The sequence below is a fragment of the Sorangium sp. So ce1014 genome, assembly GCF_051521505.1.
GTDB lineage: Bacteria > Myxococcota_A > Polyangia > Polyangiales > Polyangiaceae > Sorangium.
In genome coordinates, this window is sequence record NZ_CP150356.1 from 6045716 (window position 1) to 6061927 (window position 16212).

11 protein-coding genes are annotated in these 16212 nt (G+C 72.7%); 8 read left to right on the plus strand and 3 right to left on the minus strand.

The window, feature by feature from the left end; genetic code table 11:
* Positions 1 to 15: 15 nt before the first annotated feature.
* A complete protein-coding gene (locus WME75_RS22745) occupies positions 16 to 2835 on the minus strand; it encodes a hypothetical protein (protein WP_437494464.1) in 2820 nt (939 codons plus the stop codon).
* A gap of 185 nt (positions 2836 to 3020) precedes the next feature.
* On the opposite strand from WME75_RS22745, the gene gatC reads away from it, so the two are divergent.
* From gatC to WME75_RS22780, 7 genes are all read left to right on the plus strand, one after another.
* Positions 3021 to 3332, plus strand: a complete 312-nt coding sequence (gene gatC / locus WME75_RS22750) for an Asp-tRNA(Asn)/Glu-tRNA(Gln) amidotransferase subunit GatC (protein WP_437494466.1) — start codon at positions 3021 to 3023, stop codon at positions 3330 to 3332.
* Positions 3333 to 3337: 5 nt separating this feature from the next.
* On the plus strand, positions 3338 to 4885 hold the full coding sequence (gene gatA, locus WME75_RS22755; protein WP_437494467.1) for an Asp-tRNA(Asn)/Glu-tRNA(Gln) amidotransferase subunit GatA: 1548 nt from the start codon (positions 3338 to 3340) through the stop codon (positions 4883 to 4885).
* A 16-nt stretch (positions 4886 to 4901) separates the two neighbouring features.
* Positions 4902 to 5498, plus strand: a complete 597-nt coding sequence (locus WME75_RS22760; protein ID WP_437494469.1) for a GNAT family N-acetyltransferase — start codon at positions 4902 to 4904, stop codon at positions 5496 to 5498.
* Between the two features lie 93 nt (positions 5499 to 5591).
* Positions 5592 to 6764: an NAD-dependent epimerase/dehydratase family protein gene (locus WME75_RS22765; RefSeq protein ID WP_437494471.1), complete on the plus strand. Its 1173-nt coding sequence runs from the start codon at positions 5592 to 5594 to the stop codon at positions 6762 to 6764.
* A gap of 20 nt (positions 6765 to 6784) precedes the next feature.
* Complete coding sequence (locus WME75_RS22770) at positions 6785 to 8044, plus strand: lysophospholipid acyltransferase family protein (RefSeq protein ID WP_437494473.1); 1260 nt, start codon at positions 6785 to 6787, stop codon at positions 8042 to 8044.
* A complete protein-coding gene (locus WME75_RS22775) occupies positions 8041 to 9267 on the plus strand; it encodes a tRNA pseudouridine synthase B (RefSeq protein WP_437494475.1) in 1227 nt (408 codons plus the stop codon). Before WME75_RS22770 ends, WME75_RS22775 begins: the two co-directional genes overlap by 4 nt.
* 216 nt (positions 9268 to 9483) lie before the next feature.
* Positions 9484 to 10776 (plus strand): hemolysin family protein, encoded by a 1293-nt coding sequence (locus WME75_RS22780; RefSeq protein ID WP_437494477.1) that lies wholly within the window; start codon positions 9484 to 9486, stop codon positions 10774 to 10776.
* Between the two features lie 310 nt (positions 10777 to 11086).
* On the opposite strand, the gene WME75_RS22785 is transcribed toward WME75_RS22780, so the two are convergent.
* Positions 11087 to 12019, minus strand: coding sequence for a formin (locus WME75_RS22785; protein WP_437494478.1), 933 nt, complete (start codon positions 12017 to 12019; stop codon positions 11087 to 11089).
* Positions 12020 to 12708: 689 nt separating this feature from the next.
* Here WME75_RS22785 and WME75_RS22790 point away from each other — a divergent pair.
* Positions 12709 to 13683 carry an alpha/beta fold hydrolase gene (locus WME75_RS22790; protein WP_437494480.1) on the plus strand — a complete coding sequence of 325 codons (975 nt, stop codon included), beginning with the start codon at positions 12709 to 12711 and terminating at the stop codon, positions 13681 to 13683.
* 131 nt (positions 13684 to 13814) lie between these two features.
* Here WME75_RS22790 and WME75_RS22795 read toward each other — a convergent pair whose 3' ends face one another.
* A complete protein-coding gene (locus WME75_RS22795; RefSeq protein ID WP_437494482.1) occupies positions 13815 to 16211 on the minus strand; it encodes a Tex family protein in 2397 nt (798 codons plus the stop codon).
* Position 16212 lies beyond the last annotated feature (1 nt).

Consider the following 16212-nt stretch of genomic DNA (forward strand, 5'->3'; position numbering starts at 1 on the left):
CCGGGCGGCCCACGCTCAGGGGTCTCCGTCCGTCGTTTCCTCTCTCTTCGGCTTTTTGAAGTATCGAACTCGCTTCTGCTGGAGCGGATACCAGACGCTGTGCGGAACGATCGGTGTGGATTCGAACATCCTGCCTGCGCCGGGCGCCTCGGCGCGCGTGAGCCGGACGGCGCGCGGGCCCGAGGGCGGGTGAACCGCGGCGCCGGAGAGATCTGTATCGCCGCCGAGGGCCACCGAGAGCGGCCGGGAGAGATAGATCCGCGAGGAGCACCCGAGCCGCGCCAGGAAGTCCTGGAGGAGCTTCGCGTCGCGCGGGTCCACGGGCGTCGGGGGCGGCGCCGAGGCGTCCGGCGACAGCGCGGCGTCCGGTGCGCTGGACGGGCCAGCCGCCACCCGCTCGACGTAGATCAGCATCCCGTCCTCGTCGTTGACGCCGAGAGCGGCCACGGCCCCCGCGCTGCCGTCAGCCCCCGTCGCGATCCGGACCGCGCCGCGAACCGGGGGGGTCGGCGAGGCAGAGAAGGCCCCGGCCGAATGCCACAGGCTCGACGCCCCGCCCCGGCCCCCGCCGGGCGCCACGCCGCCGTCTCCGTCGCCGAGCACCGCCACGGCCGCGCCCGCCCCGGCCGGCGGGGGCCCCCCGGGCTCGCCCAGCGGTGTGGCCGCGACGGTCCGCGGATCGACCTTGAGCACCCGCAGCCGCACGTCGGGCCGCGCGGCGTCGGGGCGGAGCTCGGTGGTCGCCACCGCATACGGGAAGCCGTGCTGCGGGAGCCCCTGGGTGCGCCAGACGCCCTCCCCCGCCTCGGCCGGCGCGGCGCGCGGGGCGAGCGGCGGCCCCGGCAGGAGGTGCCGCAGCGTCATGTAGAAGAAGTCGCGCGCCTCCCGCCGGATGTAGCGGGGGAAATTCATCAGGCCCATGCCGCGGATGAGCCGGCGGCCGCGGAACCGGTAGCCCGAGAGCCCCGAGACCTCGCCCTCCGCCTCCCATTCGCCCTGGAGCGGGCGCCCCAGCGCGGGCAGCTCGCCGCTCGGCGCCACATGGTAGAACTCGAGCCCGCTGTGGCCCGCGTTCATGTCGAGCGCGATCCCGTAGGCGCAGCGAGCCTGGATCATCGCCTGGGACAGGGCCTCCGGGCTGACGTCGGCGCCGTAGAAGTACGCGACGAAGCGCTCCCGGGTCAGGCAGATGCCGGTCCTCACCGTGTGCGTCTTGTCGGCCCAGCCCGGCGGCGTGCCCCCCCACCACGTGCGTCCGAACGGATTCCACTTCTCGTCCTGGACCATGACCGTCATGTTCTGACGGAACGAGAGCATCCAGTCGGGGATCGTCTCGTCCTCCGACCAGGTCCCGAAGACGGTGCTGCCGTCGCGCCGGACGGCCACGGTCGCGGCGTACGGCTTCGGCGGCAGGTACACCACGCCGTCGGCCATCATGCCGAACTCGCCGTGCATCGCCTGGAAGCCCGCGTTCGACGCCGCGACCACGCGCTTCATGACCTCGGGCGTGCGCGGAATGAGCCCAGGCCCCGCCTCGCCCGTCGCCCCCTTGGGCTCCACCCTGCCCGCCATCATGTGCAGCTCCACCTGCCGCGGGTCCCAGAGCGCGACGTAGACGCGCGTCGCCTTGCGCGAGCGATCCGCCCGCATATACGTGGTCATGAACGCCGGCGGCAGCCCGTCGAGCTTGCGCACGAAGGCGTCGCCGCCCTGCGGGTTCCACTGCCCCTCCCCGGGCAGCGCCGGCGTCACCCACGGCTCGAGCGGCGAGGGCGGCCAGCCGATCTCGGGATCGATCGGGCTCTGGCGGACGGGCGGATCCAGCGCGCTCTGGCCGAGGTCCGAGGCGATGTCCTCGGCGCCCGTGTCGCCCGTCACCGCCTCCTTGTTACGGAGGACGAAATCAAGCGCCGTGAACGCCACCGCCTTGACCGTCTGCATCGCGGCGTCGCCGATCACGAAGCGCACCCGGTCGACCGCCCAGGTGACGAAGTTCCCCGGCCGCGCCGTCTCGAACGCCTCGGCGCGGATCCACGCGGGCAGCGGCGCGTCCGCGCCGTGCAGGGGCAGGCGCGCCTCGCGGCCGGCCGCGCGGACGACGACCGCGCTGTCGTCCTCCAGGGCGATCGCGACGTCGCCCGCGTTCGGGGCGCGTCGGCTGCCCCCGTCGGGCTCCGCGGCGCCGGGATCCTCCGCGCCGGGATCCTCCGCGCCCGGGTCCTCGGCGGCGAGGTCCTCGGCGGGGGCGGGGTCGATCGCGAATGTCCGCCGGCCGATCCCGCGCAGCTGGCCGGTCGCCTGCCAGTTCGAGAGGGCGTGCTGGAGCCGCTCGACGAGGGGCCAGTCGGCGCCGCCCGGGAGCTCCCGTCCGCCGAGATCGAGCACGTGCACCGTGGGCGACGCGGCCTCGATGAGCGGGCGCGAGATGTACGCCAGCGCGTCGCGGCGGAGCACGGGCTTCGACTCGTCCGCGCTGCTCGTCTCCGTGAGGTTGTGGATCCCCGAGACGTCGAGCAGGACGCCCTCGGGCGAGAGCCTCGTGTCGACGAGGTAGAGGTCGGTGGGCTCCCCGCGGTCGGCGTCACGGCGCGCGCCGCGCGCGACGGCGCGCGCCCTGACGCCGAGCGGACGGAAGCCGCCGCGCGGCGGGTCCACCCAGACCACGTCGCCGGACGCCGCGGTGATGCCCTGCTCCGCGAGCTCCGCGGCGAGCGCGGTCGAGCGATCTCGAGCGCCTCCGCCCACGTCCGGCGACATCGCCACGGCCGCGGCCATGCAGAGGACGATGATGCCGATGCGCTCGCGGCGCAGGGAGGGCGTTTTCGGGGACAGCATTCGCCAACAACGCGCGGCGGGTCGGGGCTCCTGCCCGAGCGACCGAGAACGACCGGGCGCGCGAGAGCCCGCCGTTATCACCGTTTTTGCACCGCGGCCAGATTCGGGGGGCGCGCGCGGGGCAGCCCTCCATGCGGCCGGCTCTAGCGTCCGCCGAACCGGCGGTGCTACATCGGGCGCTCGCCATGTCGAACGCTGACTCGCCCCCTCTCCGCCGCGACGAGGCGCTGACGATAGCGCGCCTCGCCCACCTCGACCTCTCCGCTGAGGAAATGGAGCGCCTCACCGGTGATCTCGGCAACATCCTCAGCTACGTCCGGCAGCTCGAGGAGCTCGACGTCTCGGCGGTACCGCCGACGGCGCACGTGCAGATCGAGCGGCTGCCGCTCCGCCCCGACGAGGAGGCGCCGAGCCTGCCGCGCGAGGTGGCCCTGCGGGAGGCGCCGCGGGTCGAGGACGACGGGTTCGCCGTGCCGGCGTTCGTGGACGAGGGGTGAGCCCGATGGACACAGCGATCCTCGATCGATCCATCCCGGAGCTCGCGGCGCTCGTGCAGCGCGGCGAGGTGAGCGCCGAGGAGGTGGCCCGGGCCGCGCTCGCGCGCATCGAGCAGCGCGACGGCGGGCTCGGCGCGTTCCTCACCCTGCAGGGCGAGCAGGCCCTCGAGGCCGCGCGCGCCCTCGACGCGAGGCGCGCGCGCGGCGATGCGCTCGGCCCGCTCGCCGGCGTGCCGGTCGGGCTCAAGGACGCGCTCTGCACCGAGGGCGCGCCGACGACCGCCGGCTCGAAGATCCTCACGCGGGCGGCGGCGGGTGGCTCGTCGAAGGCGGCTGACCCGTCGCGCGGGTATCGCCCGCCGTACGACGCCACGGTCGTCGCCCGCCTGCGCGACGCCGGCGCGATCCTGCCGGGCAAGTGCAACATGGACGAGTTCGCGATGGGCTCGTCGAACGAGAACAGCGCCTTCGGCCCGGTGAAGAACCCGTGGGACCCGACGCGCATCCCCGGCGGGTCGTCCGGCGGCAGCGCGGTCGCGGTGGCGGCGGGGATGACGCCCGGCTCGCTCGGCTCGGACACGGGCGGCTCCATCCGGCAGCCGGCGAGCCTCACCGGCGTCGTCGGCATCAAGCCGACGTACGGCCGCGTCTCTCGCTACGGCCTCATCGCCTTCGCCTCGAGCCTCGACCAGATCGGGCCGTTCGCGCAGGACGTGAAGGGCGCCGCGCGCCTGCTCGAGGTGATCTCGGGCCGCGATCCGCGCGACGCGACGAGCCTCGACGCGCCGGTGGGCGCCTACGAGGCCGCGTGCGGTCGCGACGTCGCGGGCCTGCGCATCGGCGTGCCCGAGGAGTACTTCGCGAAGGGCATCGATCCGCAGGTCGAGGCGAAGGTGCGGGAGGCGATCGAGGGCCTGCGCGGGCTCGGCTGCGAGATCAGGCCCGTGCACCTGCCGCACACGCGCTACGCCGTGGCGGCCTACTACATCGTGGCGACCGCCGAGGCGTCGTCCAACCTGGCGCGCTTCGACGGCGTGCGCTTCGGGCTGCGCGTGGACGGCGAGCGCGGCGGGAAGGCGGACCTCCAGGGCCTCTACGGCAGCACGCGCGGCGAGGGGTTCGGCCGGGAGGTGAAGCGCCGCATCCTGCTCGGCACGTACGTGCTCTCCGCGGGCTACTACGACGCGTACTACCTGCGCGCGCAGAAGGTCAGGACGCTGATCCGGCGCGACTTCGACGAGGCCTTCCGCGAGGTCGACCTCATCGCGGCGCCGGTCTCGCCGACGGTCGCGTTCCGGCTCGGGGAGCGCGTCGACGACCCGCTCTCGATGTACCTGGCCGACGTCTACACGCTGCCCGCGAGCATGGCGGGCCTGCCCGCGATCAGCGTCCCGTGCGCGACCGCGCCGGCGCCCGACGGCGGGCCTGCGCTGCCCGTCGGCCTGCAGCTCATCGGCCCTGCGCTGGAGGAGGCGCGGCTCTGCAGGGCGGCCTACGCGTGGGAGCAGATCTCTCCGGTGCGCGGGCTGCGCGCGCGCGTGTCGATCGCATGAGGAAGGGAGCGCGAAGGTGAGCTCCGCGATCGCGGTGGCGGCGGCCGGCCCCGAGCACCTGGCCGGGCTCGAGGCGCTCTTCGAGGCCGCCGGCACGCCCTGCTACTGCCGCTACTACCACTTCGGGGGCACAAACAACGAGTGGCTCGCGCGGTGCTCGGACGGCCAGGGCGAGAACCGCCGGGAGTTCGCCGAGGCGCTCGCCGCAGGCAGCGACGAGGCGCGCGGCGTCGTGGCGCTCGCGAAGGACGTCCCGGGCGTGGTCGGGTGGCTCAAGGTCGCGCCCGCCGCGGTCGTGGCGAAGGCCTACGAGCGCCGGCTGTACCGGGGGCTGCCGTGCTTCGCGGGCGATCGCGCCGGCGTCTTCCTGATCGGCTGCGCCGTCGTGCACCCGGGCCATCGCCGGCAGGGCGTCGCGACGGCGCTCGTCGCGGGCGCGGTGGAGCTCGCGCCCGCCTGGGGTGCGCGCGCCCTCGAGGCCCTGCCCCGCCGCCCGAAGGAGCCGGTGAGCGACGAGGAGCTGTGGACCGGCCCGGTCTCCGCGTTCACGACGAACGGATTCGTCGAGGTGAACGCTTTCGAGCCGTACCCGGTCCTTCGCCGGATGCTGTGACCGCGCCGCTCTGCGGACGTCGCGGGCGGGCCCGGCGGCCGTCGCGCTGCGCTTGCGCGCGCCGGCCGACCAGGTAGTGTCGCGCCCGCGCGCATGGCTTCCCCGTTCGAGCACCCCGACGCTGCGGCCCACGACGACCCTGCCGAGCGGAGCTCCGCCGCCGGTGCAGACCGCGCCGCGCCTGCCGCCGACCCAGGCGCGGCGACGAGCAGCCCGGGCGAGCCCGCGGCGGCCGAGGCCGAGGCCGCGCCGGTCAGCCGGCAAGCGTCGTCCGGCCCGAGGGGCCGGGTCGTCGCCCTCACCGGCGCCGCGTCGTTCCTCGGGCGCAACCTCATCGGCATCCTCGAGGAGGATCCCCGCATCGCCCGCGTGGTGGCCATCGACCTCAAGCCGCCGGACACGGGCGGCTCCAAGCTGCGCTTGCACACGGTCGACCTGACGGCGCCTGCGTCCGAGGAGCACGTCGCCGAGGTGCTCGCGGCCGAGCAGGTGGACACGCTCGTCCACCTTTGCTTCCTCTCGTCGCCGACCCCGGCGACCGCCTGGGCCCACGAGCTCGAGTCGGTGGGCACGATGCACCTGCTCCACGGCGCGCGCCAGGCGAGCCTGCGCAAGCTGATCCTCTGGAGCCAGACGATCCTCTACGGCGCACACCCGACCAACCCCAATTTCCTCACGGAGAAGCACCCGCTCCGCGCCGATCCGGAGGAGCGCTTCTTCGCGGACAAGATGGCGGCCGAGCGGGAGTTCAACGCCTTCGGCGCGAGGGCCAAGGGCACGACCGTCACCATCCTGCGGACCGCGCCGATCCTCGGTCCGACCGTCCAGAACTACCTCACCCGGTACCTGGCGCGGCGGCTGGTCATGACCATGCTCGGCTTCGACCCGCTGTGGCAGTTCATCCACGAGGTCGACGCGATCGCCGCCTTCAAGCTCGCCATCGACAGCGATTTCCCTGGAACGTTCAACATCGTGGGCGACGGCGTGCTGCCGGTCTCCACGATCGTGCGCCTCGCGGGCCGGACGTCCTTCCCGGTGCTGCACAGCGCCGCCGGCCCGCTCGTCGCTGCCCTCTGGGCTGCGCACGCGGCGATCGCGCCGCCCAGCTTCCTGCGCTACCTGCGCTACGTGTGCGTGGCGGACGGCGAGAAGGCGGCGCGCGTCATGGGGTTCCGGCCGGTCTACTCCACGCGCGAGGCGCTCCTCGATTACACGAGCGCGCAGCGGCTGCGGGACGTGCGGCTCCTGCAGGAGACACCCGCGTGAGGCGGTTCGGGGGGGTAAGCATGGGCACGGAGCACGATCGAGCGCGCAAGGGAGCAGTGAACGGGCCATCGGCGTCGGCGCGGGGGCGCTCCGAACGACCGGGGTCGAGGCAGGTCGTCCCGAGCATCGACGTCGAGGACGAGGAGACCCGGTACCTGGCGCCGATCGGCCCGACGGAGCCCTCGGACGGGCGAAAGATGCAGTCGTCCGAGGCGCACGCCCCTGTCGTGCCGGTCACGGCCGACGAGCTGGAGCGTCAGATCCGGGAGCTCGAGACGCGGCTCAAGAGCATGCTCGCCGGGGGCCAGCCGCGCGACGCGAGCGGGGGGAGTCGCGGCGGGCCCGAGGCGCAGCGGGGCCCCCGCCAGGGCGGCGCGCCCGCGGCGCACGAGGGCCACGCCAGCGAGCCGCCGCCGTCCGAGCCGGGGACGGCGCGGGACGTCCTGTCGACCGATTTCTACCTGCGGCAGTGGGGTCGCGCCGGCCTGCGCAGCCGCTCGGAGGAGGTCGACGAGTTCGGCTTCGATCCCAAGTACGAGGCCCGCTACAGGCCGCTCTTCGATTTCCTGTACAGGCACTACTTCCGCATCGATCTCCAGGGCGTCGAGCACGTCCCCAGCGAGGGGCGGTGCCTCGTCGTGTCGAACCACGCGGGCGGGCCCATCCCGTACGACGGGCTCATGCTGCGGGCGGCGGTGCGGCGGGAGCACCCGGCGCATCGGGAGCTCCGCTGGCTGGCCGACGACTTCGTGTACTACCTGCCCTTTGCCGGCACGATCATGAACCGGCTCGGCGCCGTGCGGGCCTGCCAGGAGAACGCCGAGCGGCTGCTCGCGGGCGAGCGGCTCGTCGCGGTGTTCCCGGAGGGGGCCAAGGGCAGCGGGAAGCTTTACAAGGACCGGTACCAGCTCCAGCGGTTCGGCCGCGGCGGGTTCATCCGGCTCTGCCTGCGCACGCGCACGCCGCTCGTGCCCTGCGCCATCGTGGGGGCCGAGGAGACGAACCCGCTCCTTTACCGGGTCGAGCACGTCACGCGCGCGCTCGGCATCCCGTACTTGCCCATCACGCCGACGTTCCCCGCGCTCGGGCCGCTGGGCCTCGTGCCCGCGCCCACCAAGTGGAAGATTCGCATGGCCGAGCCGGTGCGGTTCGACGCCTACGGCCCCGAGGCGGCGGACGACCAGATCCTTGTGCGGCGCCTCGCCGAGCGGGTACGTGCGACGATCCAGGGGCTCCTCGACGAGACGCTGGCCACCCGGAAGTCGATCTGGTTCGGATGAAGCAGACTGCGCAGATGGATCCTCCGCCCATGCCCGAGCACACCGTGGAAGGGGCACCGCCCCCTGAGCCCGAGCGGGCGACGACCGGGAGGCCACGCCCCGACGGCGTGCTGGTGATCGACAAGCCGCGCGGGCCGACGAGCCATGACGTCGTGGCCCGGCTGCGCCGCGTCCTCGGGGTGAAGCGCATCGGGCATGCCGGGACGCTGGACCCGATGGCGTCCGGTGTCCTCGTGGTGCTCGTCGGCGAGGCCACCAAGCTCGCCCCGTACCTGACCGCTCAGGACAAGCGCTACACGGCGCGCGTCGTCCTCGGCGTCGGAACGGACACCCTCGATGCGGACGGGGAGATCACGGCGGCCCAGCCCCTGCCGGCGTGGCTCGACGACGAGCTCGGCGCGCTCGCCGGGGCCGGTGGCGCCCCCGGCGCCGGGGCGGTCGCGTGCGCGGCGCCGCGCATCGCGGCGGCGCTCGACGCGGAGCGGGCGAGGCGGGAGCAGACGCCGCCGGCCTACTCGGCCATCAAGGTCGCGGGCCAGCGCAGCTACGCCCTCGCGCGCGCCGGCCAGGCGGTGGATCTCGCGGCGCGGGCCGTCGAGGTCCGGTCGCTCGCGGTCGCCGGCGCCTCGCGCGGCGGGCCCGCCACGCCGTCCGCGGACGCCGCGCCCGTCACGCCGGCCGCGGACGCCGCGCCCGCCACGCCGGCCGCGGACGCCCTGCCCGCCACCCTCGAGCTCGAGCTCGAGGTCAGCAAGGGCTACTACGTGCGCTCGCTCGCCGGCGATCTCGGCGCGCACCTCGGCGTGCCCGCGCATCTGTCCGCCCTCCGCCGCACCGCGAGCGGCGCCTTCACGGTGGCGCAGGCGGTGGCCCTCGACGCCGGTGCCGGGGCGCTGCGCGCTGCCCTGCGTCCGCTCGCCGAGGCAGCCGCCTCCAGCCTCCCGGTCGCCCGCCTGACCGAGGACGGCACCCGGCGTGCGCGCCTCGGACAATCGCTCACCGAGTCCGACTTCTCCATGGCTCCTGCGCGTCCCGGCGCCGCCGTATGGCTCGACCCGGACGGACACGTCGTTGCGCTGGGCGCGCCGGACCTTGCGCAGGACGCCCCTGAGGGCATCGACGCCGGGGCTTCCGAGAGTTCACCTGCGTTGCTCACGACCCGATTTTCCGTCCTACGTGGTTTCACCGGGGGGGCCGATACCCGTGAAAATCCTGCCAGGTAATGGAAATGCCGCAACGCGCGGCAATTCCCTGGACTTTGGCAGATCCACGGCTCATGTCACTGGCCGAGCTTGGCCTTGCGGGTCGAGCCTGGGAGTCCGCCCTGCAGCGAGACCGTCGAGAGCGCGTGGATCCGTCGTCTCCCGAGATTTCGCGCCCCGGTCCGGTTGCGCTCCCCTCGCCTGTTCCGTTACGATTCGTCCGTTAGGAGTCTCGGTTTGAGTCCCGATTTCGTTCCATTGCCAGCGCTCGGCGCTGCAGTTCTCTCCGCTGTACTTGGCTCGCTGTTCGTCGGCGCTGACACCGCACTGACGACGCTGAGCGCGACGAGGCTCGGCGCGCTGATTGAGCAGTCGACGGGCCCCACGAAGGCCGCCTACGAGCGGATTCGTCGAGAGGACGCCAAGCTCCGCTCCCGTTACCTGCTCGGCTGGGTCGTATCGACCAGCTTGACCGCCGCCTGCTTCGACCTCTTCTTCCGGCGAAGCGTCCCGGAGGCGGCCCTCGGTCTCGGGCTGGCGACCACCGCTGTCGTCTGCGGGGCCCTTTACGAGGTCAGCTCGACGCTGGGCCGCAAGCACGCCGATCGGGCGGCATCGATGGCGGTCCGCTTCTTGCGCCCTCTCGAGATCGCGATGTTGCCGCTCGCCATACCGCTCGGCTGGATCGGCTCCCGGCTCGGGCATCGGGACGGGGAGCAGCCTTCGAACCCGCGGGTTGCCGAGGCCGAGGTCGAGATCCTTGTGGATGAGGTCGAGCGCTCTGGCCTCTTCGGGCGAGAGCCGGCGGAGATGATCCGGAATGTGCTCGAGTTCGCCGATCGCACGGCGCGGGACGTCATGGTGCCGCGGTCCAAGGTCGAGGCGATCGAGATCTCCACGCCGCTCGAGAAGGTGCTGGAGATCGTGACTGACAGCGGGCACTCCAGGTATCCGGTGTACAAGGACCAGATCGACAACATCGCTGGTCTTCTCTACGCGAAGGACATGTTCAAGGTCCTCGAGGAGCGCCGTCTCAAGAACACGACGCTCCGGGAGATCACGCGGAGCCCTGCCAATTTCGTCGCCGAGTCGCAGCCGCTCTCCTCTCTGCTGAGGGAGATGAAGAGCCGGAGACAGCACCTTGCGATCGTGGTCGACGAGTTTGGTGGGATGTCTGGGATTGTCACCCTGGAAGACGTCCTCGAGGAGATCGTCGGCGACATCCGGGATGAGCATGACGAGACGGACGATGGGGCATCGATCCAGGACCTCGGCGACGGCCGGCTTGTCGCCGACGCGGCGGTGTCGATGAGCGATCTCTCGGCGTACCTGGGAGCGGAGCTCGACCGGGAGGGGAAGTACGAGTCGCTCGGCGGCATGCTCATGCAGCACGTCGGCAAGGTGCCCGAGGTGGGCACGGCGGTGAGCAAGTTCGGGTTGCGCTTCATCGTCCGGGACAGCGACGAGCGCCACATCGGAAAGGTGGAGATCGTCCGCCCCCGAGCCATGGGCGCCGGCGGCGCCGCCTGAAGCGCCCACCGGCGAGGCCCTGCCGAGCTGCCCCGTCCGCGCCGCGGGTATTCGTCGCGCGCCGCCTTCCGTCCTGCGACGGCCAAGCGCCGCGCGCCGCCTTCCGTCCTGCGCCGCCCGAGCGCTGCCTTCCGGTCTGCGACGGCGACGCCCGAGCGCTGCCTTCCGGTCTGCGACGGCGACGGCCGAGCGGCGCGCGCCCGCACAGGAGACGGGCCCAGATCGGCGTTTTCGGCGCGCAGGCGTACTCTCGTACGCCGAGCACCGAAAACGTCGAGGTGGGCCCGTATCCGCAGCGGGCGCGCGTCGCTCAGCGGGCTAGGGAGATTTTGCGGAGCTCGTTCGCGAGATCGTCGCCCTCTTTGATGAGGCCGGCCGTCTCGGTGACGGGGTTTTCCTTGTTGCCCTCGAGCAGCTGGCGGACGTCGATCATCGCGCCGCGCAGCTTGAAGACGATCTGCTCGCTCGTGAAGGCGGCCACGGACTGAGGGTCGACCGGAAGGGCCTGCAGGTCGCCGCCGGCGATGTCGCCCTTGGTCCAGCGGGCGGCCTCCTTCTCGGCAGCCTTCAGGCCCTGCTGCGTGCGCTCGAGGCGGGTCACCGTGTACTTCGCCGGCCAGTCCTTGCCGAACGGGAACGGCGCCTTGTTGGGAACGAGCTCGGCCAGCGTCTTGTCGCCGTCCCGGCGGAAGACGACCGAGAAGTTCACCACGGGCTCGTCCTGCTCCTTCCACGATTTCTCGACGGACCCCTGCGCCGCCGTGAGCAGGTTCTTGAGGCTGTCCTTGGTCTTGTTGAGATCCTGGACCGACGTCGTGTAGGCGAGCAGCTGACGCATCACCCGGCCCGGAAGGCTGCCGATCTGCTTCCCCTCCAGGTTGGTGGCGTCGAACGGGACGTTGATCGCACCGAGCTCGGTCGTCAGCTCTGCCGGGAAGCTCTTCTGCGAGAGCTTCGCGGCGCCGTCCTCGAGCTTCTTGGTCAGCTCCTCCATCTTCGCGTTCGCGGCCCGCACGTCCTTCTCGAGCGCCGCGGCGCCCTCGACAGCGAGCTTGCCGCGATCGCCGCGCTCCTTCGTGCCGCCGACCGCGAAGCCCACGGCGATGCCGACCAGCGCCGCGAGGCTCGCGTAGAGCGCCGTCTTCTTCGAGGCCTTCCGGCGCTCCTGCTCGACCTCCTCGCCGACCTCGACCTTGATGGTCTGCGCGGCCGCCGTCGGCTTCGGCGGGGGCGTCTGGATCACGGGACGCGGCGCCTGCGCGAACGGAGGCAGCGGAATGCCCGGAGAGATGCCCGGCGGAGGCGCAATGCCTCCCACGGAGGGCATGGGCGGACGCGCGCTCGGATACGGCGAGGGCATGCCGCCCGGGAGCGGGCCCCCGTCGGGAGGCGGCCCCGATCCGGGCTGCGGGCCAGGCACGGGAAGGGGGACGGCCGCTCCCGGGGCCCCGCCTATCGCCGTTTTGCCAAGCCGAGCCTTCAGATCGATTTTGCTCTTCTTCTTTTCTTCAGCCATCGGCTCCTCGAGGACGGGATCGCTGCACCACTTCGCCCTGAAAACTCCAGCCCGCCCGAGGGAACCGACCCACCGCGGCCCGAACCGGAGCTGCTCCTGCGCGAGCGGCGACAGGATGTGACACGGGCCGGCCTCCAGCGGACCGACATGGGAGCGGGGAGGAAAAGATCAGCAACACAACGGGAGCCCGGGCGAGCGGACGACCCGCCGCGCACGTTAGCGGCGCGCCGCCTGGAATGTCAACGCGATGGCGATCATGGCGCGAGGTGTGTTTCGGCGAGCGATCGCCAGGCCGCGCCGCCACCGCGACCCGCGGCAGCGCCCTCGCCCGGGCGTAAGGCCGCCCCCTCCCCACCCGCAGGCCGTCGCCGGCAGCATGGCCCTCCGCGGAGGGACCGGGTAGGAAGCAGGGGCCCATGGTCTCGTTCAAGCTCGGCGGGGGCCGGCAAGCGCCGCCCCCTTCTTCCCCCGGCGGGGGCCGGCAGGCATCGCCTCCGCGGCGACCGCCGCTCCGGATGGAAACCCGGCGGGTGACGAGCTTTGATGGAACCGACATCGCCTACAGGGTGACGCCTCCGCCGTTCGAAGGAGCGAAGACGGTGGTCCTGCTCAACGGGCTGGGCGGGCCCTACCTCGTCTGGCGGGCGCAGATCGAGTACCTGTCCGACCAGTACCGCTTCATCACGTGGGACTACCGCGGGATGTACGCGTCGAAGCGCCCGTCGCTGGACGCCCCGGAGGCCTATGCGGTGGCCAGCCACGTCCGCGACCTGGAGGCGATCCTCGCGGCCGAAGGGGTCCGGCACGGCTCGCTCATGGGATGGCGCATGGGCGTCCAGGTCGCGCTGGAGGCGTTCCGCCGGCTCCCAGGGTTCGCCGCGAACCTGGTCCTGTTGAACGGCACCCACCGCCCGCCGCTGGAGACGATGGGGCCGCTGCCGGGGCTCGGGCGGCTGTTCCCGCCGCTCGTGGCGCTCGCAGCGCGCGCTCAGACGGCCGCGACGAGGATGACTCATCGCGTCATCGGCCAGGCGGACGCTGTGGCATGGCTGAGGCGGCTGGGGCTGCTCGGGAAGACGCTCGACGGCGAGGTGCTCGCCGAGCTCGCGCAGCCGTTCGGCCAGCTCGACATGGAGGCGTTCCTCCGGAACCTCCGCGCGCTGGGCATGCACGACGTCGAGGAGGTGCTCGACCAGATCGACGTCCCGACGCTGCTCATCACCGGCGACCGCGACGCGTTCACCCCCCGGGCGCTGGCCCAGTCGATGGCGCGACGCATCCCGCTGGCCGAGATCCTCGTGGTCCGCGGCGGCACCCACACCACCGCGCTCGAGTTCCCGGAGCTCGTCTCGCTCCGGATCGAGCGCTTCTTCGCGGACCACGATTTCTAGACCGGAGCCCCGCCAGGACGCCGAGAGCTCCGCTTCTTCTCCCCTGGCGTCTTCGGCGTCCTCGCGGCGCTTCTCTTCCCTCTCGACCGGCGCTGACGGCGGCCCACGGCGAGCCGCCCGTCACCTTGGGGCTATTTCCGCAGCAGATCCGCGAACGGGTTGTTGCGGAAGCCGCCCGCCGAGTTGCCCTGCCCCTGCCCCTTCCCTTGCCCCTGGGCCGGCCTGCGACCGTCGTTGCGAGCGCGCGCGTCGCCGCCGGCCGGCGGGCCGCCCGCCTGCGGGCGCGCGCCGGCGGGGGCGGCGCCCTTCTTCGCGGTGAGGGCGATGCGCTTGCGCACGAGGTCGACCTCCAGCACGCGCACCTTGATCTTCTCGCCGACCTTGGCGGCCTCGTTCGGATCCTTCACGAACCGGTCCGCGAGCTGCGAGACGTGCACGAGGCCGTCCTGATGGACGCCGATGTCGACGAAGGCGCCGAACGCCGTCACGTTGGTCACCACGCCCTCGAGCTCCATGCCCGGCTTGAGATCCTCCATGGTCCGCACGTCGTCGCGGAACTTCGGCGGCTCGAACGTGGCGCGCGGGTCGCGGCCGGGCTTCTTCAGCTCGCTCAGGATGTCGTTCAGCGTGAACGAGCCGACGTCGCCGGCCTCGTACTTCTTGGGATCGATCCGCGCGATCGCCGCCGTGTCGCCGATGAGCGACCCGACCGGCACGCCGAGATCCGTGGCGATGCGCTCGACGAGGCCGTAGCGCTCCGGGTGCACGGCGCTCGCGTCGAGCGGGTGCTCCCCTCCCCGGACCCGCACGAAGCCCGCCGCCTGCTCGAACGTCCGCGGGCCGACCCCGGGCACGTCGAGCAGCGCCTTGCGGCTCTTGAACGCGCCGTGCAGATCGCGGTGGGCGACGATCTTCTTCGCGAGGCTCGGGCCGATGCCGGCGACGCGGGCGAGCAGCGGGGCGCTCGCGGTGTTGAGCTCGACGCCGACCCGGTTGACGCAGCTCTCGATCACCTCGTCGAGCTTCCGCGCGAGCAGCCCCTGATAGACGTCGTGCTGGTACTGGCCGACGCCGATGCTCTTCGGGTCGACCTTCACGAGCTCCGCGAGCGGGTCCTGCAGCCGGCGGGCGATGCTGATCGCGCCGCGCACCGTGAGGTCGAGGTCGGGGAACTCCTCGCGCGCGACGTCGCTCGCCGAGTAGACGCTCGCGCCTGCCTCGCTCACCGGGACGCAGAACATCGTCCCTGACGCGGGCCCGTGATCGGCGTTCGCCGCCTCCTTCAACCCCTCCGACGCGAGCACGTCCTTCACGAACGCCTCGGTCTCGCGGCCGTGCGTGCCGTTGCCCACCGCGACCGCGCGGAGCGGGTACTTGCGGCAGATGCGGCGCAGATCCTGCCGCGCGCGCTCCAGCGCGTCGCTGCTCCCGACCAGGTAGATCGTCGTGTGCTCGAGGAGCTTGCCCGTCTCGTCGACGACGGCGCACTTGCAGCCAGTGCGCTGGCCCGGGTCGATGCCGAGCACCGCCTTCGTGCCGAAGGGCGCCGCGAGGAGGAGCTCGCGGAGGTTCTGGGCGAAGACCTCGACCGCGCCGCGATCGGCCTGCATCTTGAGGTCGACGCGCACGTCGCTCTGCACCGCCGGGAGCAGGAGCCGCTTCACGGCGTCCTCCGCGGCCTTCGTGAGCTCGCCGGCCCACGGCGACTTCGGCTTCAGGCCCACCGCCGCGTGGATCGGCGGGACGAGCGGCTCGGGCGCGAGCTCGATCGCGGCGCGGAGCACGCCCTCGGCCTCGCCGCGGCGGATGGCGAGGTAGCGGTGCGAGGGGATGTTCGCGACGGCCTCCTCGAAGCTCGCGTACATGTCGAACTTCGTCTGCTTGCCGTCGTGCTCCTCGTTCTTCTGGACCTTGATGACGCCTTCCCTGACGTAGGCCTCGCGGACGAGCTTGCGCACGTCGGCGTGCTCGGCGATGCGCTCGGCGCAGATGTCGCGCGCGCCGGCGAGGGCGGCCGCCGCGTCGGGGACCTCCTTCTCGGCGCTGACGAAGGCGCGGGCCTCCTCCTCGGGGCTGCCGTCCGCCGGCTGCGACCAGAGGCGATCCGCGAGCGGCTCGAGGCCCCGCTCCTTCGCGATGATGGCGCGCGTGCGGCGCTTCGGCTTGAAGGGCAGGTAGAGGTCCTCGAGCTCGGCCTTGGTCTGGCAGGCGCGGATCTTCGAGGCGAGCGCGTCGGTGAGCTTGCCCTGCTTCTGGATCTCCGCGAGCACCGTGCCGCGGCGCTCCTCGAGCTCGAGCAGGTAGGCGCGGCGCTCCTCGATCGCGCGGATCTGCACCTCGTCGAGCCCGCCGGTCGCCTCCTTGCGGTAGCGGGCGATGAACGGCACCGTCGCCCCCTCGGCGAGCAGCTTGGCCACCGCCGAGACCCCCTGGCGCGGAAGACTCAGCTCCTCGGCGAGGAGCGGGACGGGATCAAACGAGCTGTCCGCGCGGCTGGGGACAGCGACAGGACTCTGCGTCTCGGTCATG

Coding starts and splice junctions, on each gene's coding strand:
- WME75_RS22770 (WP_437494473.1), top strand. CDS start 6,785: ATGGGCACGGAGCACGATCGAGCGCGCAAGGGAGCAGTGAACGGGCCA.
- WME75_RS22795 (WP_437494482.1), bottom strand. CDS start 16,211: ATGACCGAGACGCAGAGTCCTGTCGCTGTCCCCAGCCGCGCGGACAGC.
- WME75_RS22765 (WP_437494471.1), top strand. CDS start 5,592: ATGGCTTCCCCGTTCGAGCACCCCGACGCTGCGGCCCACGACGACCCT.
- gatA (WP_437494467.1), top strand. CDS start 3,338: ATGGACACAGCGATCCTCGATCGATCCATCCCGGAGCTCGCGGCGCTC.
- WME75_RS22790 (WP_437494480.1), top strand. CDS start 12,709: ATGGTCTCGTTCAAGCTCGGCGGGGGCCGGCAAGCGCCGCCCCCTTCT.
- WME75_RS22775 (WP_437494475.1), top strand. CDS start 8,041: ATGAAGCAGACTGCGCAGATGGATCCTCCGCCCATGCCCGAGCACACC.
- WME75_RS22745 (WP_437494464.1), bottom strand. CDS start 2,835: ATGCTGTCCCCGAAAACGCCCTCCCTGCGCCGCGAGCGCATCGGCATC.
- gatC (WP_437494466.1), top strand. CDS start 3,021: ATGTCGAACGCTGACTCGCCCCCTCTCCGCCGCGACGAGGCGCTGACG.